This window comes from Janthinobacterium sp. BJB401, from assembly GCF_013372745.1.
GTDB lineage: Bacteria > Pseudomonadota > Gammaproteobacteria > Burkholderiales > Burkholderiaceae_D > Janthinobacterium > Janthinobacterium rivuli.
Genome location: NZ_JABXFH010000010.1, coordinates 124,013 through 133,572, shown reverse-complemented (window position 1 = coordinate 133,572; position 9,560 = coordinate 124,013). Strand labels below are relative to the sequence as shown.

At 61.3% G+C, this 9,560-nt stretch carries 14 protein-coding genes; 5 read left to right on the top strand and 9 right to left on the bottom strand.

The annotated features are described in order from the left end of the window. Positions 1-16 precede the first annotated feature (16 nt). Positions 17-1,042 carry an OmpA family protein gene (locus HWE17_RS09650; RefSeq protein ID WP_035826268.1) on the top strand — a complete coding sequence of 342 codons (1,026 nt, stop codon included), beginning with the start codon at positions 17-19 and terminating at the stop codon, positions 1,040-1,042. Positions 1,043-1,112: 70 nt separating this feature from the next. Further along, positions 1,113-2,060 carry a YihY/virulence factor BrkB family protein gene (locus HWE17_RS09645; protein ID WP_035826263.1) on the top strand — a complete coding sequence of 316 codons (948 nt, stop codon included), beginning with the start codon at positions 1,113-1,115 and terminating at the stop codon, positions 2,058-2,060. A gap of 62 nt (positions 2,061-2,122) precedes the next feature. On the opposite strand, the gene HWE17_RS09640 is transcribed toward HWE17_RS09645, so the two are convergent. From HWE17_RS09640 to HWE17_RS09630, 3 genes are all read right to left on the bottom strand, one after another. Beyond that, positions 2,123-3,214 carry an AI-2E family transporter gene (locus HWE17_RS09640; RefSeq protein ID WP_099402586.1) on the bottom strand — a complete coding sequence of 364 codons (1,092 nt, stop codon included), beginning with the start codon at positions 3,212-3,214 and terminating at the stop codon, positions 2,123-2,125. A gap of 177 nt (positions 3,215-3,391) precedes the next feature. Beyond that, positions 3,392-3,703, bottom strand: coding sequence for a BON domain-containing protein (locus tag HWE17_RS09635; RefSeq protein ID WP_035826258.1), 312 nt, complete (start codon positions 3,701-3,703; stop codon positions 3,392-3,394). A gap of 82 nt (positions 3,704-3,785) precedes the next feature. Next, a complete protein-coding gene (locus HWE17_RS09630; RefSeq protein ID WP_035826256.1) occupies positions 3,786-4,340 on the bottom strand; it encodes a hypothetical protein in 555 nt (184 codons plus the stop codon). A gap of 269 nt (positions 4,341-4,609) precedes the next feature. On the opposite strand from HWE17_RS09630, the gene HWE17_RS09625 reads away from it, so the two are divergent. From HWE17_RS09625 to HWE17_RS09615, 3 genes are read left to right on the top strand one after another with little or no spacing between them, the layout of a single operon-like run. Continuing rightward, positions 4,610-5,056, top strand: a complete 447-nt coding sequence (locus tag HWE17_RS09625; protein WP_034786328.1) for a glycine zipper 2TM domain-containing protein — start codon at positions 4,610-4,612, stop codon at positions 5,054-5,056. 59 nt (positions 5,057-5,115) lie between these two features. Beyond that, positions 5,116-5,268 (top strand): DUF3309 family protein, encoded by a 153-nt coding sequence (locus HWE17_RS09620; protein WP_010396415.1) that lies wholly within the window; start codon positions 5,116-5,118, stop codon positions 5,266-5,268. A 44-nt stretch (positions 5,269-5,312) separates the two neighbouring features. Continuing rightward, a complete protein-coding gene (locus HWE17_RS09615; protein WP_176388616.1) occupies positions 5,313-5,615 on the top strand; it encodes a hypothetical protein in 303 nt (100 codons plus the stop codon). Between the two features lie 3 nt (positions 5,616-5,618). On the opposite strand, the gene HWE17_RS09610 is transcribed toward HWE17_RS09615, so the two are convergent. The 6 genes from HWE17_RS09610 to HWE17_RS09585 form a co-directional block, all read right to left on the bottom strand. After that, on the bottom strand, positions 5,619-6,773 hold the full coding sequence (locus tag HWE17_RS09610) for a patatin-like phospholipase family protein (RefSeq protein WP_035826254.1): 1,155 nt from the start codon (positions 6,771-6,773) through the stop codon (positions 5,619-5,621). Positions 6,774-6,907: 134 nt separating this feature from the next. Continuing rightward, positions 6,908-7,246, bottom strand: coding sequence for a hypothetical protein (locus HWE17_RS09605; protein WP_035826249.1), 339 nt, complete (start codon positions 7,244-7,246; stop codon positions 6,908-6,910). Between the two features lie 21 nt (positions 7,247-7,267). Then, entirely contained in the window at positions 7,268-7,654 is a 387-nt protein-coding gene (locus tag HWE17_RS09600; RefSeq protein WP_034758936.1) for a phage holin family protein, read from the bottom strand. An 18-nt stretch (positions 7,655-7,672) separates the two neighbouring features. Next, entirely contained in the window at positions 7,673-7,975 is a 303-nt protein-coding gene (locus HWE17_RS09595; RefSeq protein WP_035826246.1) for a YqjD family protein, read from the bottom strand. 58 nt (positions 7,976-8,033) lie between these two features. Further along, positions 8,034-8,570: a bacterioferritin gene (locus HWE17_RS09590; RefSeq protein WP_099402792.1), complete on the bottom strand. Its 537-nt coding sequence runs from the start codon at positions 8,568-8,570 to the stop codon at positions 8,034-8,036. An 87-nt stretch (positions 8,571-8,657) separates the two neighbouring features. After that, positions 8,658-9,557, bottom strand: a complete 900-nt coding sequence (locus HWE17_RS09585) for an OmpA family protein (RefSeq protein WP_034758945.1) — start codon at positions 9,555-9,557, stop codon at positions 8,658-8,660. Positions 9,558-9,560: the final 3 nt, after the last annotated feature.

The following is a 9,560-nucleotide window of genomic DNA, read 5'->3' as shown; positions in this document are numbered from 1 at the left end:
ACGTTGGGAGTTACTTGTGAATAATCTAAAAAAAATCGCCGTTGCCGCCGCAGTACTGTGCTCCGCCCTCGGCGCACAGGCCCAGGAAATCAATCCCTCCTGGTACATTCAACCCAGCCTCAACGCACTCAAGCCAGATTCCGACTTCGCCACGGATAAAACCGGCTATGGCGCAGGCTTGCGTTTCGGTAAACCCGTTTCGCCGGACTGGGATATCCAGCTGGGCACCACGTATGCCCGCTCCAAGGATGGCGGTCAGCGCTACCAGCAAAATACGCTGGGCGTAGACGGTCTGTACATGTTCTCGCGCAAAGCTTTCCGCCCCTTCCTGCTCGTTGGTGCCGGCATGCAGCGCGACAAGGACACCAGCTTCGCTTTCGGCGAACGCAGCAAGAGCTCGCCTTACGCCAGCGTCGGTCTGGGCTTCCAGTCCACGATCAATGATCAATTGTCGTTCCAGGCTGACATCCGCAATGTGCACGGTTTCCTGCGCGGCAATACGTTCGACCCGAGCAGCAAGTCCAACAACTACTATGTCACCGTGGGCCTGAACTTCGCGTTCGACAAACCAGCTGCACCACCGCCACCACCGCCACCGCCGCCAGCGCGTGAAGAAGTCGTCGTGGTCGTGCCGCCACCACCGCCGCCACCGCCAGCACGCTTTGAAAAAGTGACGATGGCGGCAACGGAACTGTTCGCGTTCGACAGCGCCAAGCTGGGCCCGACACAGACCAAGCTCGACGAAATCGCCCGCGTGCTGAACGCCGCACCAGACGTCAACAACGTCGTCATCAGTGGTTATGCCGACCGCATCGGTTCGCCCAAGTACAACCTGAAACTGTCGCAGCAGCGCGCTGATGCAGTCAAGGAATACCTGGTCGGTCATGGTGTCGCCGCTAACCGTCTGACGGCCGAAGGCAAGGGCTCCACCAATCCTGTCGTCACCTGCGACAACAAGAAACGTGCCGACCTGATCAAGTGCCTGGAACCAAACCGCCGCGTTGAAGTGGAACAAATCACCATCGAACGCCGCGTGCAGTAAGCTCAACAGTGGTACGCCACTTGTGAATAAAAAAAGGGGCTCGCGCCCCTTTTTTGCATTGAAAGCCATCATGAATATTTCTACCCGCTATCCCAAGCTGGCTGGCCTGGCGCCGTTCAGCAAGCAGATGCGCAGCGTCATCGTCTGTTCCGTCACCGAATGGCTGGAACACCGCGCCTCAAGCAAGGGCGCCGCCCTCGCCTACTACACCCTGTTTTCCATCGCCCCCATCCTCGTGCTGGTGATTGCCATCGCCGGCTTTTTCTATGGCCCGGCCGCCGCGCGCGGCGAGCTGATGGGACAACTGCAGGGCTTGCTGGGCACACAGGGCGCCGAAGCCATCCAGCTGGTGCTGGCCGGCGCGAAAAACCATGAACAGGGGCGCATCGCCACCCTCATCGCCAGCGCCCTGCTGCTGTTTGGCGCCACCAGCGTGTTTGCCGAGCTGAAAGCCAGTCTCGATGAAATCTGGCAAGTGCCGCCATTGAAGGAAGCGGGCGCCTGGGACATGCTGCGCACGCGCTTGCTGTCCTTCGGCCTGGTGCTGGTGCTGGCCTTCCTGCTGATGGTGTCGCTGGTGGTCAACGCGGCCATGGCCATCCTCGCCAACTTCTGGGAAGGCGTGTGGAAGGACACGGCCGTGCTGTTTACCATCCTGTCGAACCTGATCGGCTTTGCCGTCATCGCCAGCCTGTTTGCCGTCATCTACAAAATGCTGCCGCGCGTGCGCCTGTCCTGGCGCGACGTGGTGATCGGCGCCGTCGGCACGGCCTTCATGTTTTCATTGGGGAAGTATGCAATTGGCGTGTATATCGGCAATAGCGGCGTGGCCAGCAGCTATGGCGCGGCCGGTTCGCTGGTAGCCCTGCTGTTGTGGGTGTATTACTCGGCACAAATCTTCTTCCTGGGCGCTGAATTCACGCGCCAGTTCGCCCTGCAGCTGGGCAGCATGAAGGATATGCCGAAGACGGACGATGGCGACGTGCAAGTCAAGATATTGAAACGCCACCAGTCCTGATTCCCTCGCTACACATGCGAAAACGGCACCCGCGGGTGCCGTTTTTCTTGCGTTGTAGCAAACTACTCGCCCAGCAATTCCGCCACCACTTCCATGCCCTGCACGCGCTCGGCGACGACTTTCACGATGACGATGATGGGCACGCCCAGCAGCAAGCCCCAGACGCCCCACAGCCAGCCCCAGAACAGCAGGCTGATGAACACGGCCGTGGGATTCATGCGGGCGATGCGCCCCGTCATCCAGGTGGTGACAAAGGTGCCGACCAGGGTGGCGATGGCCATCGACGTGCCCGTCACCAGCAAGACCATTTCCAGCGATTCGAACTGCAAAAAGGCCACCAGGCCCGTGGCGATGGTGATGAGCAAGGGGCCGAAATACGGCATGATGTGCAGCAAGCCGGCCACGATGGCCCAGGCGCCCGCATTTTCCAGGCCGATCACGCGCAGGGCGATCCACATCAGGACGGCCAGCAAGCCATTCGTGACGAGCAGCATGAACATATAGTTCTGGATCGAGGTATTGATGTCTTCCAGGATGTGCACGGTGACCTTCTTGCGGCTCAGCGACGGCCCCGTCAGCTTGACGAGCTTGCGCTTGAAGGTGTCGCCCGACAGCAGCAGGAAAAACACGAGGAAGATGACCATGGTGGCCTGGCTGAGAAAGCCCACCAGGCCCAGCGAACCGGCCCAGACCCAGTCCATGATCTTGAAATTGGGCGCCTCGGCCGCGGCGGCGCGGCGGTTGTTGCGGCGCGCTTCGGCGCCGGCGGCCACTTGCTCGATTTCATTGGCCACGGCCTGCATCTTCTGGAAGGTGCTGTTCTTGCCGCCCGTATTGGCGGCGATCAGGCGCGACAGCTTATGCGTGGCGGCCGGCAATTCTTCAACGATGGATTCGAATTCGCCCTGCACGCGCTCGACCACGACGAGGGAGCCGAACAGGATCAGGGCCGTGACGGCCGTGGCGCCGATGGCGCGCGGCAGGCGCAGCTTTTCCAGCCAGGCGACGACGGGATTGAGGGTGTAGGCAATGAAAATGCCGAAAATAACGGGAATGAGGAATTTCTGTGCCCACTGCAGCGCATAAATGAAGCTGACGGTGGCGATGATGCCCAGCGCCAAGCCGCGCGCATTGACGTGCAGCGGCAAACGCAAGGATGAATCGGGGTGCTCCACAGGCGTGCCGGGAGGTGGCCCGGCAGGCTCGGTGGAAGCAGCCGCCACCGGCTCGGGCGGGGTATCTTTAGGCTGGATATGCATGCGATTCCCGCGACGGTCGGTGGTGGACCGCAGCGCCAGCCGTGGGGCTGGCCGCTGCGGCAGGTCATGCCATTACTTGACGCGGATGTCGTTTTTGACCGACTTCACGCCCTTGACACCACGGGCGACTTCGCCTGCCTTGGAGGCATCCGACGGCTGGGCCACGAAGCCGCTCAGCTGAACCACGCCCTTGAAGGTTTCAACGTTGATTTCCGTCGATTTCAGGGTAGGCTCATTGAAGATGCTGGCTTTCACTTTGGTGGTGATGGCCGCGTCGTCGATGTACTCGCCCGTGCCTTCTTTGGTTGGGGTCGAAGCGCAACCTGCAACGGCGAACAGGGAAGCGATGAAAAGGCCAGTAGCGATAGATTTAGTGAATTTCATGGTTTTTTCCTTAGGAGTGGTCAATCAATGTGCTCACAATGAGCTTCTTATACCAGTGTGGTGACTGCGCGCCGGAGGGAGCTCAGTAGCCAAACTGGGTTTTTGCAGCCTTGATACAGTCATCCTTGGCTGCGCCGGCTAATGCATCGCATTTTTCTGTCGCGACCTTGTACTCGGCTTTTCTTTTTGCTTCACGCGCATCGCTGCGCGCTTCGATGACTTTCTTGTCCGCCTTGGCATCGGCCAGGGCCGCCACTTTGGTGGACTTGGCCAGCTTCACGCAGACATCCTTGTCGTTGCCCGTCAGCGCATCGCAGCGCGTCAGGTCGACGTCGTAGTTCGCATCGGCAATCTTGATGCGCGCCTTGGTGTAGGCACGCAGGGTATTCGTGTATTGCGCCTGGGCCACCGCTTCATCGTAGGCGCGCACGGCTTTCGCTTCGGCGACGCAGACATCCTTCGGGTTGCCCGTGATTTTTTCGCACTCGGCATGTGCCAGCTTGTAGTTCAGGCCCGCCTGCTCATTGGCCGCCTTGTAGGCTGCTTTCGCTTCCGGCGTGGCCGCCACGGCCTGACCGCCCCAGGCGGCGCATGCCAGGCTGACGACGATGGCGGTGAAAAGCTTATTCTTGTTCATATTGTGTTTCTCCCTGGTGGTAGCAAGCATGTCTGCTTGGCATGACTACCGTTTTACGTGGATCGCCGCCTCTCTTCTGTACGCTGCCGTACACAAGTAATTTATTTTGAAAGCGGAAGGGATACAGGGATAAATAACAACGTTTTGATGGATCGCCACGGTAAAAAATACCATTTTTGGCAGCAAATAACTACGTGCGGCAGCGTACAGACCGGAAACAGGGGCATGACTAAGATGGCACTACACCCTCACCTCGTCAGGAGAATAAAATGAAAACCAACGCCACCTTGGCTGCACTGATGCTCGCCGCCACCGCCGCACTCAGCGGTTGCGCCACCGGTCCTTCCCAGTCACAACAATATTACCCGGCCAACCAGCCTGAATCGGCCATGTACGGCACCGTCGACTCCATCCAGATCGTGCAGGGTGGCGGACAAACCAGCGGCGCCGGCGCCGTGGTCGGCGGCATCGCCGGCGCCCTGCTGGGCAATACCATCGGCTCGGGCGGCGGACGCACAGCCGCCACCGTGGCGGGCGCCGTTGCCGGCGGCGTCGTGGGCAATCAGGTCGAAGGCCGCAGGCAGCAAGCGCAGGCTTACCAGATCAGCGTACGCCTCGACAACGGCGAATACCGCACCGTGGTGCAGGACAATGCGAATGATTTGCGCCCGGGCAACCGCGTGCGCGTCGTTGACGGCCGCGTCTACCGCTATTAATCCGCTGGCCGGGCTTGTCCGCAAGCCTGCGCCGGACCATGCACCAACAAGGAGATACCATGGGCACCATCATTCTGATCATCTTGATCCTGGCCCTGGTCGGCGTCCTGCCCACCTGGCCGCATAGCCGCAACTGGGGTTACGGCCCCAGCGGCATCGCCGGCCTGGTCGTAGTGATACTGATCCTGCTATTACTGACGGGCAGGTTGTAAAAAAAGGCGCTACGGCGCCTTTTTTATTTCAAGGAGGAAATATCATGACTATCCACAACACACTCTTGGCCACCCTGTTCGCCTGCAGCTTGGCGCCATTCGCGCTGGCCCAGACGGCCGCGCCGCAACCGGGCGACCCGCAACGCTGGTACCAGGAAGACAGCACGGCGCAAGCCCAGCTGCGCACCCTGCGCAAGGAAATCGCCGCCGCCCTGGCCGAGGCCAAAAAAGCCTGCCGTTCGGAACCATCCGCCGCGCGCGCCAGTTGCCTGAAGGACGCGCAAGACACGTATCGGCAAGATATGGCGAACGCGGAAAAACTGCGCGAGGCCGCGCATCCGCAGTGACGATCAGGCAGCGTCGCGTTCGTATGGCGGCAACTCGTGCACCACCAGCGGCGTGTCTTCCGTCACAAAAGCCAGCCAGCCGGCAGCCTTGATTGCGCGCAAGCCATCCTGGTAGCCCTGCTCCCAGCGCCACTCGATGGAGCCCTTGGAGAAATTGATGTCCTTGGCCGCCATGTGCCAGTCGCGCCCCGCGTACGGCAGGCGCACGATGTGCATGGTGCTGTCGCAGCCCAGCGCCACCAGCTCTTGCGTCTGCTGGCGGTTGTGCTTGGTGTCGGGCAGGCCGGCGTACAGTTCGCGCAATTTGCGCTGCAAGGTATGCGTATTGACGTAATCGGCGATATGCCGCTTCGAGCGCGACGCGAAGGTGACGTCCTTTTGCCGCGTCTGCACTTCATCGAGGGTGGTCGGTTCCGGCCCTTCCGAGCTCCACAGGTCCACCATGAAGACCAGGGTGTCGACGTGGGGCGTGTCGTCGAGCACGGTTTCCAGCGGCGTGTTCGAGTACAGGCCGCCATCCCAGTATAAATCGCCATCGACGCGCACGCCGGCAAAGCCGGGCGGCAAGGCGCCGCTGGCGCGGATATGGTCGGCCGTCAGCGGTTGCTGCTGGCTGTCAAAACTGGTGAGGCTGCCGCATTTGACGCGCAGGGCGTTGACCGTCAGGCGCATGCCGCCGGGCTGGTTCAGGTAATCGAAATCGACCAGTTCCTCGAGGGTGCCGGCCAGCTCGCTGGTGTCATAAAAACTCGCCTCTTCCGGCTTGACGGCGATTCCAGCGGGAAACAGGCTGAAGGTGCGCGGCTTGAAGAAGCCGGGCACGCCGCGCAGCACCGTATCGAGCGTGGCCAGCCAGATGTTCGAGCGGCGCTGCTGGTCGGAGACCAGGTTCATGTCGATGCTGTCGCGGTGCGCCACGCGCTGCCAGAACTCTTTCAGACGCACGAGCCTGTCTTCGTGCTTGTTGCCGGCCAGAATGGCCGCATTGATGGCGCCGATCGAGGTGCCCACCACCCAGTCCGGCGCCAGGCCATGCTCGTGCAGCGCGTGGTAGACGCCGGCCTGGTAGGCACCCAGTGCGCCGCCGCCCTGCAGCACCAGCACGATGCGCAGGCGCGAGGGATTTAACTGATTGATCGGTGTCTTCGAATTCGTCATCAAGATGGCCCTCTGTCCGCCGCGCGTGTGCGGCGTAAATCATTGTAAGGGATTGCGCCTGTCTGCGCCGGACGTTGGGTACGGGCAAAAAAAACGCCGTCAATGACGGCGTTCCTGTGCAACACGGCTGGCGTTCAGCGCTTGCGGCGCAGCCAGCTGGCGGCAACGGCGGCAACGGCCACGAGGACCAGGGCCGGCTTGACCAGTTTCTTGCGTCCGATAAAGGACAGCGCCGTCAGCACGTAAGGCATGGCGCCTTGCAAACGCATGCCGCCCGGCGCCAGCAGCGATTCGACGCGGTGGCCGGCAAAGCCGACCGCCGTCTCGACCACGCCCTGCAGCATCGACTCGGGACGCAATGCGTAGCCCACGTTGGCGCGCGCATGCACGATGCCCACGCGGTACATTTCGCCCTGGGCGATCAGCAGGCGCTTGCGGGCGGCTTGCGCCGCCAGTTTGTCGTTTTCCGACATGAATTCTCCTCGTGAGGCCGCTTACATCAGCATGTCGCGGTCAGCCTTCAATTCCGCCATGGTGGCCGGCATGGACAGCTTTCCTTGACGCAGCATGGCGCGCGCATACATCACCAGCGCGATGGCCAGCAGTACGAACACGACCGTCATGATCGCCAGGATCTTCCAGCCCAGGCTATCCCAGGCCAGGAAGACGATCAGCACGCTGCCGTAAGCGATGGCAAACAAGCCCGCCACGGTCGCCAGCGCGAAAATGACAATCAGCTGCAGCATGTGATTGCGCACTTCCGACAGTTCGATGGTGGCCAGTTCCAGCCGCGACAACATCAGTCCGACGGCGTTTTTGGCCAGGCCGGCAACCGAGCCGATCAATCCCGGCCCCTGGTGAGACGAAGCAGACTTGTCCATATCGCTCCTGACAGTGGATTACTTGCGGCCCAGGATGAAGCCGACCAGCACGCCGACGCCAGCGGCGACAGCCACGGTGCGCCATGGGTTTTCCTTGACATAGCCGTCAGCCTGGGCAGCCATCTGCTTGGTGGCAACGATGGCCGACGCCTGCGCTTCATGCGCCTTGGCCAGGGCGGCGTCCAGGGTTTTCATGCCCTTGACGCGCACTTCGTCGGCTTTTTCGCCCGTCAGGGCGGCAGCGGCGCTGAACAGGGCTTGCGCATCCTTGACCAGGGTTTTGACATCGTTATTGACGGTGGTGATATTGTTTTCCAACATGGTTTAGCTCCTTAGCTGTGGATGAATGTAGTTACTATACCTACTTTACTCAAAAACACTATTCCATCAGATCGCGCATATCATCGGCGTGCTCTTCCTCGACAGCCATGATCTTGATCAACAAATGGCGTGTGGTCGGGTCTTTGTCGCCGATTTTCACGATCATCTGGCGATACGACTCGATCGCTACCCGTTCCGCGATCAGATTGGCACGCACCATACTTTGCACGTCTTCGGAGTCATCATACTCGGCATGGCTACGCGCAAGCAATGTTGCAGGATTAAAATCTGGCTTGCCATTCAATTGCACGATGCGTTCGGCCAGCCAGTCGGCGTGCTCCTGCTCCTGCTGCGCATGTTCCAGGAACTCGGCCTTGATGCTGCCGTTGTCGCGCCCGCTGACGGTGTAGTAATGGCGTTTATAGCGCGCAATACACACCAGTTCGGTGGCCAGCGCCCCATTCAACAGGGTGATCAACTCCTGGCGGTCGGCCTGGTAGCCGGCCGTCACGGCGCCGTCGTCCAGGTTTTTGGCGGCGGCGCGGATGGCTGCCGTATCGATGCCAGCTGGAATCTCAACAGATGTTTGGGTCATGATGTTTCCTTTCAAGTCTTGCATGGGTATCCACCGGCCAAGCTTCGGCCGGTGCTGCCTTTCTACTGCCGCGTCAACTGACGCGGCTTAGCGGCGGGCGGGAATGGCCGTGTTGTCCTCGGACAAGACGATTTCCACACGGCGATTCAGCTGGCGGTTTGCCGCCGTGTCGTTGCCGGCGGCCGGATAGGCGGCGCCATAGCCTTTCGTGGCGATGCGGTCGCGGCTGATGCCTTGCTCCAGCAGTGCATTGCGCACGGACTCGGCGCGGCGTTGCGACAATTCCAGGTTGTGCGCGGAGCCGCCCGTGCTATCCGTAAAGCCTTCGATCAGCACGGTGCGCTGCGGATTGTTTTTCAGCACGTCGGCCAGCTTGCGCGCCGTATTCGCGCCATCGGCCGTCAGGTTCGCCTTGTCCGTGCCAAACAGCACGTCGCCCAGGGTGATCACCATGCCGCGTTCGGTTTTCTTGGCGGCCAGGTCGGCCAGCTGCGCTTCGAGTCCGGCGGCGCGGGCTTGCGCATCGCGGGCCGACGCTTCGGCCGCTTGCGCCTGGGCCTTGGCCGCTTCCGCATCCGCTTGCGCCGACTGGGCGCGGGCCGTGGCCTGGTCAGCCTGCTGCGTGCGCGCATCGAGGCGCAACTGATCGCGCTGCTTGCCGGCGTTGGCGATATCGGCTTCCGCCGCCTTCTGCTTGGCGACTTCCTGCGCCGTGGCTATCTTTTGCTTGGCCAGGTAGGCCAGCTTGTCGACTTTTTCGCTATCTTCCTGGCGCGTGGCGGCCGCGTTCGCCGCTTCCAGCGCAGCGCTCGCTTCGCGGAATTCGCGTGGTGCATAGGTCGACACGATCGGGTTCGATTGCGCCGCCATGTAGTCGCCGCGCGTCTGGTCGAGCAGGCTGGTGGTGGTCGGTGCGGAGCTGCAGGCTGCAACAAAGGCGGCCATGGCCAGCAGGCCGGGAATGGTGGTGTAAGTAGCTTTTTTCATGAT

Bases quoted from the DNA above. Each gene is read 5' to 3' on its own strand.
- HWE17_RS09645 (WP_035826263.1), top strand. From the start codon at position 1,113: ATGAATATTTCTACCCGCTATCCCAAGCTGGCTGGCCTGGCGCCGTTC.
- HWE17_RS09635 (WP_035826258.1), bottom strand. From the start codon at position 3,703: ATGAAATTCACTAAATCTATCGCTACTGGCCTTTTCATCGCTTCCCTG.
- HWE17_RS09630 (WP_035826256.1), bottom strand. From the start codon at position 4,340: ATGAACAAGAATAAGCTTTTCACCGCCATCGTCGTCAGCCTGGCATGC.
- HWE17_RS09625 (WP_034786328.1), top strand. From the start codon at position 4,610: ATGAAAACCAACGCCACCTTGGCTGCACTGATGCTCGCCGCCACCGCC.
- HWE17_RS09620 (WP_010396415.1), top strand. From the start codon at position 5,116: ATGGGCACCATCATTCTGATCATCTTGATCCTGGCCCTGGTCGGCGTC.
- HWE17_RS09615 (WP_176388616.1), top strand. From the start codon at position 5,313: ATGACTATCCACAACACACTCTTGGCCACCCTGTTCGCCTGCAGCTTG.
- HWE17_RS09610 (WP_035826254.1), bottom strand. From the start codon at position 6,773: ATGACGAATTCGAAGACACCGATCAATCAGTTAAATCCCTCGCGCCTG.
- HWE17_RS09605 (WP_035826249.1), bottom strand. From the start codon at position 7,246: ATGTCGGAAAACGACAAACTGGCGGCGCAAGCCGCCCGCAAGCGCCTG.
- HWE17_RS09600 (WP_034758936.1), bottom strand. From the start codon at position 7,654: ATGGACAAGTCTGCTTCGTCTCACCAGGGGCCGGGATTGATCGGCTCG.
- HWE17_RS09595 (WP_035826246.1), bottom strand. From the start codon at position 7,975: ATGTTGGAAAACAATATCACCACCGTCAATAACGATGTCAAAACCCTG.
- HWE17_RS09590 (WP_099402792.1), bottom strand. From the start codon at position 8,570: ATGACCCAAACATCTGTTGAGATTCCAGCTGGCATCGATACGGCAGCC.
- HWE17_RS09585 (WP_034758945.1), bottom strand. From the start codon at position 9,557: ATGAAAAAAGCTACTTACACCACCATTCCCGGCCTGCTGGCCATGGCC.